14 protein-coding genes are annotated in these 15,518 nt (G+C 71.7%); 2 read left to right on the top strand and 12 right to left on the bottom strand.

What is annotated here, in order from left to right; all coding sequences use genetic code 11:
- Positions 1–31: 31 nt before the first annotated feature.
- From D9V37_RS18915 to D9V37_RS18885, 7 genes are read right to left on the bottom strand one after another with little or no spacing between them, the layout of a single operon-like run.
- On the bottom strand, positions 32–1,039 hold the full coding sequence (locus D9V37_RS18915; protein WP_121807653.1) for an N-acetylglucosamine kinase: 1,008 nt from the start codon (positions 1,037–1,039) through the stop codon (positions 32–34).
- Positions 1,030–2,283: a 6-phospho-beta-glucosidase gene (locus D9V37_RS18910; protein ID WP_121807652.1), complete on the bottom strand. Its 1,254-nt coding sequence runs from the start codon at positions 2,281–2,283 to the stop codon at positions 1,030–1,032. The genes D9V37_RS18915 and D9V37_RS18910 overlap by 10 nt, the downstream gene beginning before the upstream one ends.
- A complete protein-coding gene (locus D9V37_RS18905) occupies positions 2,280–3,107 on the bottom strand; it encodes a carbohydrate ABC transporter permease (RefSeq protein WP_121807651.1) in 828 nt (275 codons plus the stop codon). Before D9V37_RS18905 ends, D9V37_RS18910 begins: the two co-directional genes overlap by 4 nt.
- Positions 3,104–4,018, bottom strand: coding sequence for a carbohydrate ABC transporter permease (locus tag D9V37_RS18900; protein WP_198412647.1), 915 nt, complete (start codon positions 4,016–4,018; stop codon positions 3,104–3,106). The genes D9V37_RS18905 and D9V37_RS18900 overlap by 4 nt, the downstream gene beginning before the upstream one ends.
- 13 nt (positions 4,019–4,031) lie before the next feature.
- Entirely contained in the window at positions 4,032–5,357 is a 1,326-nt protein-coding gene (locus D9V37_RS18895) for an ABC transporter substrate-binding protein (protein ID WP_121807650.1), read from the bottom strand.
- On the bottom strand, positions 5,354–6,538 hold the full coding sequence (locus tag D9V37_RS18890) for an ROK family transcriptional regulator (protein ID WP_121807649.1): 1,185 nt from the start codon (positions 6,536–6,538) through the stop codon (positions 5,354–5,356). The genes D9V37_RS18895 and D9V37_RS18890 overlap by 4 nt, the downstream gene beginning before the upstream one ends.
- Positions 6,539–6,548: 10 nt before the next feature.
- On the bottom strand, positions 6,549–8,429 hold the full coding sequence (locus D9V37_RS18885) for a glycoside hydrolase family 9 protein (protein ID WP_121807648.1): 1,881 nt from the start codon (positions 8,427–8,429) through the stop codon (positions 6,549–6,551).
- An 89-nt stretch (positions 8,430–8,518) separates the two neighbouring features.
- On the opposite strand from D9V37_RS18885, the gene D9V37_RS18880 reads away from it, so the two are divergent.
- Positions 8,519–9,412 (top strand): NAD(P)H-binding protein, encoded by an 894-nt coding sequence (locus D9V37_RS18880; protein WP_198412646.1) that lies wholly within the window; start codon positions 8,519–8,521, stop codon positions 9,410–9,412.
- Positions 9,413–9,514: 102 nt separating this feature from the next.
- On the opposite strand, the gene D9V37_RS18875 is transcribed toward D9V37_RS18880, so the two are convergent.
- From D9V37_RS18875 to D9V37_RS18865, 3 genes are all read right to left on the bottom strand, one after another.
- Positions 9,515–10,546, bottom strand: coding sequence for a type IV toxin-antitoxin system AbiEi family antitoxin domain-containing protein (locus D9V37_RS18875; protein WP_332835771.1), 1,032 nt, complete (start codon positions 10,544–10,546; stop codon positions 9,515–9,517).
- A gap of 102 nt (positions 10,547–10,648) precedes the next feature.
- Positions 10,649–11,419 (bottom strand): CPBP family intramembrane glutamic endopeptidase, encoded by a 771-nt coding sequence (locus tag D9V37_RS18870; protein WP_121807646.1) that lies wholly within the window; start codon positions 11,417–11,419, stop codon positions 10,649–10,651.
- On the bottom strand, positions 11,419–12,861 hold the full coding sequence (locus D9V37_RS18865) for a flavin-containing monooxygenase (protein ID WP_121807645.1): 1,443 nt from the start codon (positions 12,859–12,861) through the stop codon (positions 11,419–11,421). The genes D9V37_RS18870 and D9V37_RS18865 overlap by 1 nt, the downstream gene beginning before the upstream one ends.
- A 241-nt stretch (positions 12,862–13,102) precedes the next feature.
- Here D9V37_RS18865 and D9V37_RS18860 point away from each other — a divergent pair, with 241 nt between their 5' ends.
- The gene (locus D9V37_RS18860; protein WP_232525012.1) at positions 13,103–13,702 is read left to right on the top strand and encodes a LuxR C-terminal-related transcriptional regulator; all 600 of its coding nucleotides are present in this window, start codon (positions 13,103–13,105) and stop codon (positions 13,700–13,702) included.
- Between the two features lie 20 nt (positions 13,703–13,722).
- On the opposite strand, the gene D9V37_RS18855 is transcribed toward D9V37_RS18860, so the two are convergent.
- Positions 13,723–14,478, bottom strand: coding sequence for an ABC transporter permease (locus D9V37_RS18855; protein ID WP_121807643.1), 756 nt, complete (start codon positions 14,476–14,478; stop codon positions 13,723–13,725).
- The gene (locus D9V37_RS18850) at positions 14,475–15,500 is read right to left on the bottom strand and encodes an ATP-binding cassette domain-containing protein (protein WP_121807642.1); all 1,026 of its coding nucleotides are present in this window, start codon (positions 15,498–15,500) and stop codon (positions 14,475–14,477) included. Before D9V37_RS18850 ends, D9V37_RS18855 begins: the two co-directional genes overlap by 4 nt.
- Positions 15,501–15,518 lie beyond the last annotated feature (18 nt).

Genomic DNA, 15,518 nt, shown 5'->3' with positions numbered 1-15,518 from the left:
GCAGGTCCTTCCGCAGGTCTGGGGGTCATACCTACCACTCCTCCCCGAGGACCGGTACGGGTGAGCCGAAGGCTGAGCGCAACGCCTCACGCGCCGCCCGGCCCGCACCGACGTGGTCGAGGGCGAGCAGCGCGGCCCCCAGCACCGGCGGCGCGGCCACCACCACCGGCGTCGCGTACGGCGTCCGCTCGGCCAGGCCCTTGCCGATCTCGTCGAGGAGCAGCCGGTGACCGGCGGCCAGGACGCCCCCACCGAGCACCACGTCGATCGGCTCCTCCAGCACGCCGAGCCGTCGCACCACGGCGCTCACCATGACCACGACCTCTTCGGCCTGGCGCCGCACCACGTCGGCCGCGACGGCGTCGCCCGCCTCGGCCACCGCGAAGAGCAGCGGCGTCATCTCCAGGCAGCGGCGGCCGGGGACCCGGCCCAGGTGGACCGCCTCGATGAGCTCGGCCATCGAGCCCAGGTCGTAGTGCTGCGGCAGCTCCAGACGGAGGTCGGTGTCGGGACCGCGCCCGTCCTCGGCCCGCGCCGCCCACCACATGGCCTCCTGCCACAGGTGTCCGCCGCCGCCCCAGTCGCCGGAGATGGTCCCGATCGCGGCGAACCGTGCCTCGGCGCCCTCGGGCAGCACGCCGGCGGCGTTGATGCCGGCACCGCAGACCACCGCCACCCCCCGCCAGCGACCGGGTCCCGCTCCGAGCCCGGCGCGCAGCAGGGCGTCGGTGTCGTTGAAGACGGCGCTCGACGGCGCCCAGCCGCGGGCCGTGAGCAGCGCGGCCAGCGTCTCGTGCTCCACGGGCAGGTCGGCGTTGGCCAGGCAGGCCGAGACGTGGCGGACGTCGCCGGCCCCCGCGGCGGCCAGTGCCTGCGCCACCAGCGGCGCGAGCGCGGCCACCGCCTGCTCCGGCCCCACCTCCTGCGGCCGGAACCCGCCGCCGCGCACCGAGGCCAGCAGCGAACCGTCCAGGCCGATCACGGCCAGATCGGTCTTGGAGTTGCCGCCGTCGACCGCCACGACGACGTCTACAGCCACGGCAGGTGCTCCCGGTTGTGGGCGAGCAGCCGGTCGGTGAGCCCCTCGGCCAGCTCGACCTGACCGACCAGCGGGTGCGCGAGCAGCGCCTCGAACACCCGCTGCCGGCCGCCGTGCACCGCAGCGTCGAGGGCGAGGTGCTCGTAGCCGGTCACCGCCGCGACCAGGCCGGCGTACAGCGGCTCCAGCGGCGCGAGGTCGACCGCGCGCACGCCGTCGTGGTCCACGTCGGCCGGCACCTCGATGACGGCGTCGTCGGGCAGGAAGGGCAGCGTGCCGTCGTTGCGCAGGTTCACCACGTGGCGGCCGGGTCGCGTGCCGAGCAGCGAGGCGGTGAGCTGCAGCGCCGCCTCGGAGTAGTACGCCCCACCGCGCTCACCGAGCAGTGCCGGCTTGGTCACCAGCGAGGTGTCGGCGTACATCGCCAGCAGCTCGCGCTCGATCTGCGCCACGCGCTCGGCCCGCGAGGGCGAGGCCAGCAGCTCGCGCACCACCTCGTCGTGGGCGTAGTAGTAGCGCAGGTAGTACGACGGCACCACGCCCAGCGAGGTCATCAGCGACGCGGGCAGCTCGATGTCGTCGGCCAGCTCGGCCACGTGGTCGGCCAGCACCTCGGGGAGCCGGTCGACGCCGTCGACCCGTGCGGCCCGCTCCCAGGTGAGGTGGTTGAGGCCGACGTGGTCCAGCTCCACCTCGTCGGGCCCGACGCCGAGCATCGCGGCGAACCGGCGCTGGAAGCCGATGGCCACGTTGCACAGCCCGACCGCCTGGTGCCCCTCGGCGAGCAGCGCCCGGGTGACGATGCCGACCGGGTTGGTGAAGTCGACGATCCACGCCTCGGGCGCGGCCGCGCGCACCCGCTCGGCGATGTCGAGCACCACCGGCACCGTGCGCAGCGCCTTGGCCAGCCCCCCGGCGCCGGTGGTCTCCTGGCCGACGCAGCCGCACTCCAGCGGCCAGGTCTCGTCCTGGGCCCGCGCGGCCTGGCCGCCCACGCGCAGCTGCAGCAGCACGGCGTCGACGCCGTCGAGCGCGGGCTCGAGCGACGTCGTCGTGGTGAGCGTGGCCGGGTGGCCGAGCTCGGCGAGGATCCGCCGGCCGAAACCGCCCACGAGCTCGAGCCGGTGCTCGTCGGGGTCGACCAGCACGAGCTCGTCGACCGGCAGCACGTCGCGCATGCGGCCGACACCGTCGACCAGCTCCGGGGTGTAGGTCGACCCGCCGCCGACCACTGCGATTCTCATCCCTTGACTCCCGTCAGGGTGACGCCCTCGATGAAGGCGCGCTGGGCGAAGAAGAACAGGACGATGACCGGCGCCATCACCAGGACGGTGGCGGCCATGGTGAGGTTCCAGTCGGTGTGGTGGGCGCTCTTGAAGGACTGCAGGCCGTAGCTCAGCGTCCAGGCGCCCGGGTTCTCGCTGGTGTAGATCTGCGGGCCGAAGTAGTCGTTCCAGCAGTAGAAGAACTGGAACAGCGCCACCGCGGCCACCGCCGGTCGCGCCATCGGCAGCACCACCCGCAGCAGCACCTGCAGGTCGCTGCAGCCGTCGACCTTGGCCGCCTCGAGGTACTCGCGCGGAATGGTGAGCAGGAACTGGCGCAGCAAGAAGATGGAGAAGGCGTCGCCGAACGCCATCGGCACGATGAGCGGCCACAGCGTGCCCGAGAGGTGCAGGTCCTTGGCCCACACCAGGTAGAGCGGCACGATCGAGACCTGCGCGGGGAGCATCATCGTCGCGATGACGACCATCATCGCCAGGTTGCGGCCCCGGAACCGGAAGCAGGCCAGGGCGTAGGCCACCGGGACGCTGGAGAGCAGCGTCAGGGCGGTGCCGGCGCAGGCGTAGATCAGCGTGTTGCGCCACCAGGTGCCGAACCCGGGCGTGTGCCAGACCTCGACCAGGTTGTGCCAGACGAACGGGTGGGGCCACAGCTCGCGCGTCAGCGACTGGTCGTTGCTCATCAGGGCGGTCAGCGCGACGAAGGCGAAGGGCACCACGAAGAAGCCGGCAGCCGCGATCGCCAGCGCGTGGACCGCGACCCACTGCAGCGCCGAGCGCCTCACCGGTCGGCCTCGATGAAGCCCCCGCCGCGCCGCATCAGCACCGCCGCGAAGAGCATCGACAGGGCGAACAGCACGACTGCCACCACGCAGGCGGCGCCGATGTCGAAGCGCTGGAAGCCCAGGTTGTAGACCAGCTGCGGCAGCGTCAGCGTCGAGCCGGCCGGGTAGCCGGGCTCGACCTGCTGGCCCGAGCCGCCGATCTGGCCGCTGGCGACCTGACCGGCCACCAGCGGCTCGGTGTAGTACTGCATGGTCGCGATGACGCCGGTGACCACGGCGAAGCCGATGATCGGGCGCAGGTGGGGCAGCGTCACGTACCGGTAGCGGCGCAGCGCGCCGGCACCGTCGAGCTCGGCGGCCTCGTAGAGCTCGCGCGGGACGTCGAGCAGTGCGGCCATGAAGATCACCATCAGGTCGCCGACGCCCCACAGCGCCAGCAGCGTCAGCGCGGGCTTGGCCCAGTGCGGGTCGTTGAACCACGACGGTGCCGGGATCCCGAGCTTCTCCAGCACCGTGTTCACCGGTCCGGTGCCGGGGTTGAGCAGGAACACGAAGGCCAGCGTGCTGGCCACCGGCGGCGCCAGGTACGGCGCGTAGAACAGCGTGCGGAACACGTTGCTGCCGCGCTTGACGGAGATCACCAGCTGCGCGACCGCCAGCCCGAACACCACCCGCAGCGTCACCATCACCACGACCAGCCAGAGCGTGTTGCGCAGCGCCGGCCAGAAGAAGTCGTAGTCGCGCAGGACGTAGGTCCAGTTGCCCAGGCCGTCCCAGCTGGGCGAGCCGAAGCCGTTGTAGTGCGTGAACGACAGGTAGACGGTGTCGGCCAGCGGGTAGAGGAAGAACAGGCCGGTGCCGAGCAGCCAGGGTGACAGGAACGCCAGGATCGCGAGGCGACTCGTCCTCACTGCGCCTCCTGACTCACTGGGCCTGCTCGACGGCCTGGTCGATCGCCTTCGCCGCCTGGTCCAAGCCGCCCTGCAGGTCGGTGGTCTTGCCCGACTCGTAGGCGTAGCCCAGGTTCTGCAGCGTCAGCTGGTAGGCGCCGCCGTTGGGGCTCGAGGGCGTCGTGCTGCTGTTCGGGTTCTGGGCGATCTTGATGAAGGTCTGGAAGGCCGGGTCCTGGCTGACCTCGGAGGAGGCCAGCGCGGCGTTCGTCGAGGGCACGTTGTGGATCGCGTTGGCGAAGGACACGACGGCACCGGTGTCGGTGGTCAGGAACTTCACGAACCGCCAGGCTGCGTTCTGCTTCTTGCTGGTGCTCGCGATGCCGACGATGGTGCCGGTGACGTAGCCCTTGCCGTACTGGTCGGCCTGGTCGTCGGGCACCGGGAACGGCGCCACCCCGAAGTCCACCGTGCTCTTGGAGTCCTTGATCATCCCGGCACGCCACTCACCGTCGATGGACATGGCCACCTGGCCGGTCATGAACGGGTTCTTGGAGCCGAACTCGTCGCCGAAGGTGGTGCGGTACTTCTCCAGCCGGCTGTAGCCGCCGAGCTTGTCGACCAGCGCCTTCTGCCACTCGTACGCCGACGTCAGCCCGGTGTCCTTGCCGACGTTCGACTTCCCCGAGGAGGTGAAGTAGGTCGGGTTCCACTGCGCGCCGAAGTGGGTGATCGTCGACTCGTAGCCGTGGTAGTCGGGCATGAAGCCGAGCTGGGAGTAGGTGTCGCCGGAGGTCTTGGTGAGCTTGACGGCGTCGGCGTCGAACTCCGAGAGCGTCTTCGGCGGCGACGTGATGCCGGCCGCGGCGAACATCGTCTTGTTGTAGTAGAGGCCGTAGGCGTCGCTGAGCAGCGGCAGCGTGCACTGGTCGCCCTGGTACTGGGTGTACTCGCGCTGCGCCTTCGGGAAGACGGTCGCGGCGTCGACGCCGGACTTCTTCATGAAGGGCGTGAGGTCCACGAGCGCCTTGGACGTACAGAACTCGCCGACGTTGTCGGTGGTGAAGGAGGAGACGACGTCGGGTGCCTTGTCGCCGCCGGCGCGCAGCGCCTGGTTGATCTTGTCGTCGGTGATGTTGCCGACCGACTTCACCGTGATGTTGGGGTACTTCTTCTCGAAGGCGGCGATGTTGTCCTTGATCGCCTTCACCTCGTTGGGCGCGCTCCAGCCGTGCCAGAAGGTGATGGTCACCTTCGCGTCCGGGTTGTCGTCGGCGCTGCCGGAGGAGCCGCAGGCGGCCGTGGCCAGCGCCACGCTGGAGACGGCGGCCAGGGCCAGGACGCGGTGGATGCGCTTCATCGGGTTCTCCTGCGGGTGAGGGCGACGGTGTCGAAGACCTCGTCGCGGACGGTGGACAGCGCTGTCCGGAGGGCACCGGCCAGCACCGGACGACCGGTGACGGCGGAGAGTGCGAGCGTGGGCTGGGCGGCGGCCAGCGAGCCGAGCTCGACGCCGACCCGGTCGCGCAGCCGCGGTCCGCCGGCGGCCAGGACGCTGCCGGCCAGCACCACCAGCGCCGGGTCGACGACGGCGACCAGCGCGGCGATGCCGAGCGCGACCCGCTCGGCCAGCACACCGAGGAAGGCGTCGTGGTCGCCGGCGACCGCTCGGGCGACGATCACCTGGGGCGTCGAGCCGCGCAGGCCGTGGGCGCGTCCCAGCGCGAGCACCGCCGGGCCGCCGGCCAGGTCCTGGAAACCGCCGGCGTTGCCGCGGCGCACGTCGCGCAGCTTCGGGGTGCCGGGCAGCGGTAGGAACCCGACCTCGCCGGCACCGCCGGTGGCCCCCCGGTGCAGTCGGCCGTCGATCACCACGGCCGCACCGATGCCGTCCTCGGCCCACAGCAGCACGAAGTCGGCCACGCCCTGGGCGGCCCCGGTGTCCTGCTCGGCGGCGGCCGCGAGGTTGACGTCGTTGGCCACCTCCAGCGGTACGCCCACCGCCTCGCCGAGCCGGTCGAGCAGGTCGGGGTCGTGCCAGCCCGGCAGGTGCCGGGCGTAGCGGAGCCGGCCCGTGCCGGGGTCGAAGGCGCCGGGCGTGCCGACGACGACGCGGGCCAGCGCCCGCTGCCGCAGCCCGGCCGCGGCCGTCGCGCCGGCCAGTGCCTCCAGTACCTCGGCCACCGCGTCGCGGTGCGCCCGGCGGGGCGTGGGGAGCTCGTACTCGCCGATGGTGCGGCCGGTGACGTCGGCGACGGCGGCATGGACACGGCCCGGGGTGACGTCGAGGCCGGCGACGTGCGCGGCGTCGGGGTTGACGGCGTAGAGCTGGGCGCGCGGGCCGGGGCCGCCGGTGGTGCTGCCACTGGTCACGACCAGGCCCGCGTCGGTGAGCCGGGTCAGCAGCTGCGAGGCGGTGGGCTTGGACAGGCCGGTGAGCTCGCCGATGCGGGTGCGCGAGAGCGGACCGTGCTCGAGGAGCAGGTCGAGCGCGGCGCGGTCGTTGATGCCACGCAGTACCGCGGGCGTGCCCGGGTTCACCGGAGCCGCCTCATCGCGCCGCCAGCTGGGCAGCGGCGGCGACGATCGCCGAGCCGGTCATGTCCAGCGCGGGCTCGTCGGTCTGCCAGGCGCGGACGTCGTCGACGTACCGGCTGCCCTGACCGTCGAACCGTCGCAGCCCGGGGCTGGTGCAGTGCACCATCCCGTCCTGGAACCCGCCCAGGCCGCCGTCGAAGTTGTCCTTGCCGTTGGGCCCGTTGACGACGGCGCCGACGTCCAGCGCTCCGCCGGTGGCGAGGTTGGCGATCTGGTGCTGCATGCAGCGCGGGGAACGGGTGCCGACGCCGACCATCGAGGTGACCCCCCACGGGTCGCCGCCGAGCAGCCAGGTGCGCCAGGTGGTGGCCCAGCCCTGGAACCGGCGGGTGCCGACGAGTCGGTCGTAGAGGCCGACGACCGCCACCAGGCCGTAGGTGTGGGAGTTGACGTCGAAGTCGTCGACGCTCGCGGCCGAGCGGAACGGGTCGGTGCGGGCGTGGTCGATGCCGGTCCCTACCTGCCGGGCGAGGTCGCGGGCGAGCGCGCGTCGGGTGAGCGTCAGGTGCCCGTGGCCGATCGTGCGCAGCGCCTGGCCCATCGCGCTGTCGGCCAGCGCGCCGACGTCGTAGAGGTTGAGGGTGTCGGTGCCGGGGTGCCGCAGGTAGGCGCGGGTCCAGCGCGCCGCGGCGCGCAGGGCGGCCGTGGCGTCCTGGCCGAGCGCGTGGCGAGCCAGTGCGATCTCGGCCCCGCCGAGCGCCATATCGTCGCGCCAGGTCGACTCGGGGTAGAAGGCGTGGGGCAGCGCGGTGACCAGCGGGTGCGGGACGTCGCTGGTGGCGGCGTGCGCGTAGAGCGACTCGGCCAGCGACAGCTCGTGCGCCGCGCGGCTCGCGTCGGTGGCGGCGTCGGCCTGCGCGGCGAGCGCGAAGGCGGCGCTGACCCGGCCGGCCAGGTTCGGGCTGATGAGCCCGCCGTCGGGGTTCGCGACGAACACCGGCCGGTGGCTGACGTACTGGTGGCCCGTCGCGGTGTCGGCGTCGTCGGCCTGGGGCTCGCGCCAGCCGTCGTGGTCGCCGATGAAGGTGCCCTGCTTGTTGCCCGACCCGATGCCCACCTGCAGCAGCAGCCGACCGGTGCTCGGGTCCCAGGTCTTCTCCAGCCACCGCTCGCCGTACCTGGCCTCCGCCAGCAGCGCGGCCGGCGCCTTGCTGCCGAGCAGCCGGGCCGAGGTGAACAGCAGCACGTCGTTGTAGGCCGTGGAATGGGTGAACTTGAGGTAGTCGCCGGCGTCGAACCAGCCACCCGCGACGTCGACCGGACCGCCGGTCGGGGTCAGCGTCGGGTCGAGGATGAGGTCCTCGCCGGCCTGCATCCTCGGCCAGGCGTACGTCGTCGCGCTGGCGTCGTTGAGGTGGCTGGGCTGCCGGTGCAGCGGCCCGGCCACCTGGTCGGCGCCGTCGCGCTGGTTCTGATCGAACGCGACGCCGTCGTCCAGCAGCTCACCGTAGAGGTCCTCGGCGCTCGCCACCCGGAACCACGGCGACGTCGCACGCACACCGCCGCTGGTGGTGAGCCGGTAGCGCCCGGGCGTGCGGACCCGCGCCACGTCGAAGCGGTAGACGTCGGGGAACCGGCTGCTCCAGCTGCCCGCGGCACGCGCCGGCACGCGGCCGCGGAGCACCGCGTGCCCGGACGCGTCGCGCACCACCCAGCGCGTCCGCGCGACCGGGCCGGTGGTCATCAGCACCACCGGCTTGTGCTCGCCGGGGAGGTAGCCCTGCTGGTCGAGCCGGACGACCCCGGTCACCGACGAGGTGGAGGCGGCGGCGGAGAGCGCGGTAGCGGGCGCGGTCAACGCCAGCCCGAGGGCGGCGATCAGGATCCGGCGCACGGCGCCCTCCGTTAGTTAGGAAAGTTTCCTATTGGTGCGGCATCGTGGCACCTCCCTTCGGGTCTGGCAAGGGCTCCTAGGCTGAAGGGGTGGCGCGTGTACTGGTGACCGGGGCAACCGGCTTCGTCGGATCCCGGCTGGCCCCTGCGCTCGAGGAGGCCGGCCACGACGTCGTGGCGATGACGCGCCACCCCGAGAGCTACGACGGCGCGGGGCGTGCGGTCTACGGCGACGTCGCCGACCGGGCCTCGTTGACCGAGCCGCTCGAGGACGTCGACGTCGCCTACTACCTCGTGCACTCCCTCGACGACGACGACTTCGAGGACAAGGACGCCGAGGCCGCCCGCAGCTTCTCCCAGGCGGCCGGGGCCAACGGCGTGCAGCAGATCGTCTACCTGGGCGGCCTGGGCAACGAGGAGAAGGGCTCCCTCTCCGCGCACCTGCGCTCGCGGCGGCAGGTCGAGAAGATCCTGGCCAAGGGCGAGGTGCCGGTCACCGTGCTGCGCGCGGCGATCGTCGTCGGCCGCGGCGGCATCTCCTGGGAGATGACCCGCCAGCTGGTCAAGCACCTGCCGGCGATGGTCGTGCCGAAGTGGGCGGCGACGAAGACCCAGCCGATCGGCATCGACGACGTGGTGTCCTACCTGGTCGGCGTCGCGCTGAACGAGGACGCGATGGGCCAGGTCTTCGAGATCGGCGGCCCCGACGTCTTGACCTACGCCGAGATGCTCCAGCAGGCCGCCCTGGTGATGAACGGCCGCGACCTCCCCATCCTCCAGGTCCCGGTCCTCAGCGCCGGCCTGTCCTCGCACTGGATGTCACTGGTCACCGACGTCGACACCACCACCGCCCGCAACCTCATCGACTCCATGGGCAACGAGGTCGTCGTCGAGGACGACGCCATCACCCGCGTCGTCCCGCTCGACCTCGCCTCCTACCAGGAGTCCGTGCGGCGGGCGGTCGAGGACGAGCGTCAGGACTGAGGGGATCCCGGTTTCACCGGCCGGCGGGTGAAACCGGGTCACAAAACCGGGCAAGAGGGTCGCGAATCTACCGGGTTCGCGCGCCCGTTGTCCGATTTGTAGTCACCGACGAGCCCGGCGGGCAATGACGGCTTCGATGCGCTCGACAACCAGGTCGGGGTAGGCCAGGTCAGCCCAGGTCAGCCGGATGACGTCCCAGCCCGTCGCCTCCTGGATGCGATTCTCGCGTCGGCGCTCGCGAATCACAGCGTCGACGACGCTCTCACCCGGCCGTCGATAGCGCAGATACTTCTCGGCGCCGTCGAACTCGATGATGACGCCGAGGTCGGGCCACACGAAGTCGACGCGACCCAGGAAGGTGCCGCGATGGTCGTAGACCTTGTGCTGGGGCACCGGCATCGAAAAATCGCTGCGCCAGAACAGGTACCAACACCTGGCCTCGCCCACCGACTCGATGCGCTCGTCGGCCAGCGACAGCACGAGCGGCGCCCTCAGCGTGCTCGGCCACTCCCGCCGCAGCGAGATGCTGCGGCCGAGCAACTCCTCCTTGTCGGCGAAGCCCTCGTGGAGGAAGTAGCAGGCCACCACCAAGGCGACCTCGAACGACTCGGTCGCCACCACGTCGAGCACCGTGCGAGCACCATTGGTGACCCAGTGCGTTCGGTTCCAGATCAGCTCGTCGCGGTCACAACGACCGCGGTGGTGACACACGCCTGCGACCTTGCGGGCGCTGCCGGTCGTGAGGTGGGTCAGATGGACCAGATCGGTGCTCATCCCCCACGTCGGACCCCCGACGGCGACGACGGCACTGACGTGGGAGAGCGCAACGTGGCTGCCGTAGAGCCTGAGGACGGCGGTGTAGCGGAGCTGGTGGCGTCGATCCGGTCCCGCAGCGTTCCACTCCGCCGTCGCGGCATAGCCGCCGTGGCGGATACGAGTGAGCACCCCGGCACGCACCGCCTTCGTCAGCTCCTTGTCCTCGACGCCCATCGCCAGGGCTTCGCGCGTGAGGAGTACGCCGTCGATGAGGAGGTCGGAGAGGTCTGTGGCCATGTCGCGAGCCTGAGCAGTGCCGTGCCCTCTCGCCAGGCCACACCGCGAACCTGTGGATAAACCTGTGGAAGGCCGCGACATCTCGGGCAACGGGCGCGCGAATCCGGTAGATCTCGTGCCCATTCGCGGCGCTTGTCCCCCGGTTTCACCCGCCGGCCGGTGAAACCGGGTACACCACCGCCCCTACCGCACGAAGATCGCCGGCAGCGCGTACAACATGACCACCGACCAGGTGATGTGGGTGATGATCGGGGCGAGGACGCCGCCGGAGGCGCGGCGTTGGAGGGCGACGACGGCGCCGACGACGATGGCGGCGAAGCCGAGCATGACGTTGCCGGTGGCCAGGGTGGCGACGACGTAGACCAGGGTCGTCCACACCACGGGGCGGCGCGGGATGGCGGCGTAGACCGCGCCGCGGAAGAAGATCTCCTCGGCCACGCCGTTCACCACGGTCACGGCCAGCAGCAGCGGGGTCGAGCCGCGGTCGGCGTAGGCGAGCACGCGCGCGACGGCGTCGTCGAGGAAGCCCAGGAAGGGCAGGGCGTGCACCGCCAGGCCACCGACGACGAACACCGCGGCCAGGCCCAGGCCCAGCAGCAGCGGCTGCACCACCGGGCGTCCCAGCGGGCCGGCGTCCCTACCGTCGTCGGTACCTGCTGCCGTGCCGTGCTCCGGGCCGCTCACCCCGGTGTCGATGCGGCCCAGGTGCAGCGGGCCGGAGGCGAAGCCGCCCACCGCCCACACCATCGCCAGCAGGATCGTGGCCAGGTAGAAGGTGTTGCTGCCCGGCGTGATGCGCAGCGACCAGGCCAGCACGCCCGCCCCCAGCACGACGAACCCCAGCGTCACCAGCTGCCGGCGGCGGAACGCGGCGCTGCTCTGGCGGTGGTCGCGCGGCACCTGCCGGGTCAGCGAGGGACCCAGCAGCCGCTGCCACAGTGAGGGCGCCGGCATCAGGAGAGTCGCAGGGCGTCGTCACGCACGCGGCCCAGCCGCATCCGTACGGCGTCGCGCAGGTAGTTCTGCGGCATCCGCCACCGTCCAGACGAGCCCTGGCGGGGCAGCTGCTCGACGCTGCGCAGCACGTATCCGGCCGCGAAGTCCAAGAACGGCGCGGTCTTCATCGCCGGCGGCGCCGTCGGCTCGAAGACGCTGCGCCCGGTGCGGCCGAGCTCGCGCAGCACGCGCACCGCGTACTCGGCCACCAGGTCGGCCTTCAGCGTCCACGAGGCGTTCGTGTAGCCGATGGTGAAGACGAAGTTGGGCACGCCGGAGAGCATCATCCCCTGATAGGCGACCGTGTCGGGCAGGTGCAGCGGCTCACCGTCGACGACCAGCTCGACGCCGCCGAACGCGAGCAGGTTCAGCCCGGTCGCGCTCACCACGACGTCCGCGGCGAGCTCGCGGCCCGAGCCGAGGCGGATGCCCTCGGCGGTGAAGGTCTCGATCGTGTCCGTGACCACCTCCGCGCCACCGCGGCGCACCGCCGCGAACAGATCGCCGTCGGGCACCAGGCACAGCCGCTGGTCCCACGGGTCGTAACGCGGCCGGAAGTGGGTGTCGACGTCGTAGCCCTGCGGCAGCTGGGCGACGTTGGCCTTGCGCACCAGGCCGCGCACGAAGCCCGGGCGACGCCGCGCCAGCTGGTAGAGCGCGTTCTGGGTGAGCACGTTCTTCCAGCGGGTCACCGCGTCCGCCACCGGTCCGGGCAACCACCGGTGCAGGGCCGCGGAGACCGAGTCGCGCGAGGGCAGCGGCAGGATGTAGGTCGGCGAGCGCTGCAGCATCGTCACCTGCTCGGCCGTCTCGGCCAGCGCGGGCACCAGCGTCACGGCCGTGGCGCCGCTGCCGATGACGACCACGCGGCGGCCCGTCACGTCGAGGTCCTCGGGCCACAGCTGCGGATGGACGAACCGGCCCTCGTAGCTCGCCAGGCCCGCGAAGTCGGGCTGATAGCCCGCCTCGTAGTCGTAGTAGCCGCTGCACATCCACAGCATCCGGGCCCGCACCGTCGTCGAGCGGCCCGCGTGCTGCGCGGTCACCGTCCAGCAGCGATCGGTCGAGGACCACTCGGCCCGCGTCACGCGGTGGTCGTAGGCGATCTTGTCCTCGACGCCGTACTCCTGCGCGGTCTCGCGCACGTAGGCCAGGATCGACGCGCCGTCGGCCAGCACCTGCTCCCCGGGCCAGGGGCGGAACCGGTAGCCCAGCGTGAACATGTCGGAGTCCGAGCGCACCCCGGGATAGCGGAACAGGTCCCAGGTGCCGCCGCTGGCGTCGCGCGCCTCCCAGATCGCGTACGTGGTGGCCGGGAGGTCGCGCTCTAGGTGGCAGCCAGCACCGATCCCCGAGAGCCCCGCCCCGACGACGAGGACGTCGACGTCGACAGCGGCCATGGGCTGGAGTCTAGGGACCGAGGCGGCAGAAGCGATCGGTCCCAACGGGTGCACTCACCCACAGCCGTCGGCCGACGCCCGGGGAGCCGCGAAAGAAGATCATGAAGGGCCACGGTCGTCGGGTCGGACACCGTGGCCCCCCAGATGGGACGAACCTAGGATCCGCTCCACCGGCCTACCTACCTCCCTAGGGGTGGCCAGGTCGTCGCTTACCTTGACGCCCATGACAAGGGGCCGGCCGGTGCGCGTCGCTCTCGTGGACGACGTCGAGCTGGTCGTGCACGGCCTGGTCAAGATGGTCGAGCCCTACGCCTCGCGCGTCGAGGTCGTCGCGCTCCCCCGCGACCACGCCGAGGACCAGGAGGTCGGCTACGACATCGTCCTGGTCGACGGTTGTGACCTGGCCGAGCTGGCCACGCTGCGCCGCCGCTCACTGGCCCGGCGGGTAGTGCTGTGGTCGTGGGACACCGACCCGCGCCACGTCCAGGAGGCCATGGGCAACGGGGCCGCGGGCTACCTGGCCAAGACGCTGGGGGCCGCCGACCTGGTCGAGGCACTGGAGCGGATCCACCTCGGCGAGACCGTGGTGGTGCCGCCGCCCCCGGTGCTGGCCGCCGACCCCGACCGCTGGCCGGGCCGCGACGCCGGACTCACCGCGCGGGAGTCGGAGATCATCATGATGATCACCAGCGGGCTCTCCAACCAGCAGATCGCCGACCGCGCGTTCCTCTCCATCAACTCGGTGAAGTCCTACATCCGCTCCAGCTACCGCAAGATGGGCGTCACCAGCCGCAGCCGAGCCGTGCTCTGGGGCATCGAGCACGACTTCCGGCGCGACTGAGCGGGCCGCCCGCGGCCGGGTCAGGCGTTCTCACGGCGAAACGTCGCCGTCCCCCACCACAGCGCCAGCGCGAAGAGCAGCAGCGCCCATCCGGTGCCCCACCAGATGTCGTGGCCTGAGAAGTCGCCACCGAACAGGCTGCGCGTCGCGTCGACGACCCAGCGGGTCGGCATGAAGTCGCTGGCGCGCTGCAGCCACTGGGGCCCGATCGTCATCGGCAGCAAGATCCCCGAGAGCAGCAGCACCGGCATCATCACCACGTTGATGACCGGCGCCATCACGTCCTCGGACTTCGTGCTCAGCGCGAGCGCGTTGGACGCCGCGGCGCAGGCCCCGCCGATCAGCACCGTCAGCACGACGCCGAGCAGCATGCCGCCGAACGAGGCGTCCATGCCCAAGGCGTAGCCCAGCCCGACCAGGATCACGGCCTGCACCAGCAGCTGCAGCACGTCGCGGGTGAGCCGGCCGACCAGCAACGCCGTGCGGGAGGCCGGCGTGACCCGCTCGGCCTCGATGACTCCCTCGCGCCACTCCCCGATGAGGGAGAAGCCGGCGAAGAACGCCCCGAACAGCCCCAGCTGCACGAGCATGCCGGGCACGAAGAAGGTGTAGGCGTTCGCGGCACCGAACTGGCTGATCAGCGGCTTGAGCAACGGGCCGAACAGCAGCAGGTAGAGCACCGGCTGCAGCATCCCGATGATCACCCAGGCCGGGTTGCGCAGGTTCATCCGGATCTGGCGGCGGAACACGATCGAGCACTCGCGCAGGAACCTCATCGGGCACCCCCTTCCTCGCTGGCGGGTCCGGCCTGCTGGGCCGGCTGCTCGTCGGTCTGCTCATCCTCGGCGTCGCGCAGCGACCGGCCTGTCATGGTCAAGAAGACGTCGTCCAGCGTCGGCCGCGCGATCTCGATCGAGGCCAGCGCGACGTCGGCGGCGGCGAGCTCGCGCAGCAGCCCGGGCACGGCCTTGCCCGCTCGGGCGACACGACCGCGCACGTGCTGGTCGGCGGTCTCGACCTCGGCGCCGATGGCCGCCAGCCGCTGGGCCACCAGCGCGAGCCGGTCCGGGTCCTCCACCTCGAGGTCGACCAGGTCGCCCTTCACCTGGGCCTTGAGGTTGTCGGGGGTGTCGGCGGCGACGATGCGGCCGCGGTCGATGATGAGGATGCGGTCGGAGAGGGCGTCGGCCTCGTCGAGGTAGTGGGTGGTGAGGAAGACCGTCGCGCCGCGCGCGGAGCGCAGTGCCGCGATGTGCTCCCACAGGTTGGCCCGGGCCTGCGGGTCCAGGCCCGTGGTGGGCTCGTCGAGGAAGACCAGCGTCGGGTCGTGGACCAGTCCCATCACGATGTCGAGCCGGCGCTTCTGCCCACCGGACATGTTCTTGGGCATCCGCTGCCACAGTCCCTCGAGCTGCAGCTGCTCGAAGAGCTCCCGGCCGCGCTGGACGGCCGCCTTGCGCGAGACTCCGTAGAGCATCCCGTGGTCGACCACCTCGTCGCCTGCGCGGGCGCCGGAGAAGGTACTGCCGGCCTGGGATACGTAGCCGATGCTGCGACGCACCTGCTCGGACTGGGTGACCACGTCGTAGCCGACGACCGTGGCCGTGCCGGCGGTCGGGCGCAGCAAGGTGGTGAGCATCCGCAGGGTGGTGGTCTTCCCCGCGCCGTTGGGTCCGAGGAAGCCGACGACCTCACCCTCGGCGACGTCGAGGTCGACCCCGTCGACGGCGCGGACCTCGCTCTTGTGCCTGCCCTGCTTGGTGTGGAAGGTCTGCACCAGACCTCGTGCGGTGATCATCTGGCCCCTCTCCTCGGC

The sequence above is a fragment of the Nocardioides mangrovicus genome, assembly GCF_003674065.1.
GTDB lineage: Bacteria > Actinomycetota > Actinomycetes > Propionibacteriales > Nocardioidaceae > Marmoricola > Marmoricola mangrovicus.
Note: the sequence above shows the minus strand (reverse complement) of the source record. Positions and strands in the feature narration are given on the sequence as shown.

Bases quoted from the DNA above. Each gene is read 5' to 3' on its own strand.
- D9V37_RS18910 (WP_121807652.1), bottom strand. From the start codon at position 2,283: ATGAGAATCGCAGTGGTCGGCGGCGGGTCGACCTACACCCCGGAGCTG.
- D9V37_RS18895 (WP_121807650.1), bottom strand. From the start codon at position 5,357: ATGAAGCGCATCCACCGCGTCCTGGCCCTGGCCGCCGTCTCCAGCGTG.
- D9V37_RS18875 (WP_332835771.1), bottom strand. From the start codon at position 10,546: ATGTCGCGGCCTTCCACAGGTTTATCCACAGGTTCGCGGTGTGGCCTG.
- D9V37_RS18870 (WP_121807646.1), bottom strand. From the start codon at position 11,419: ATGCCGGCGCCCTCACTGTGGCAGCGGCTGCTGGGTCCCTCGCTGACC.
- D9V37_RS18865 (WP_121807645.1), bottom strand. From the start codon at position 12,861: ATGGCCGCTGTCGACGTCGACGTCCTCGTCGTCGGGGCGGGGCTCTCG.
- D9V37_RS18855 (WP_121807643.1), bottom strand. From the start codon at position 14,478: ATGAGGTTCCTGCGCGAGTGCTCGATCGTGTTCCGCCGCCAGATCCGG.
- D9V37_RS18850 (WP_121807642.1), bottom strand. From the start codon at position 15,500: ATGATCACCGCACGAGGTCTGGTGCAGACCTTCCACACCAAGCAGGGC.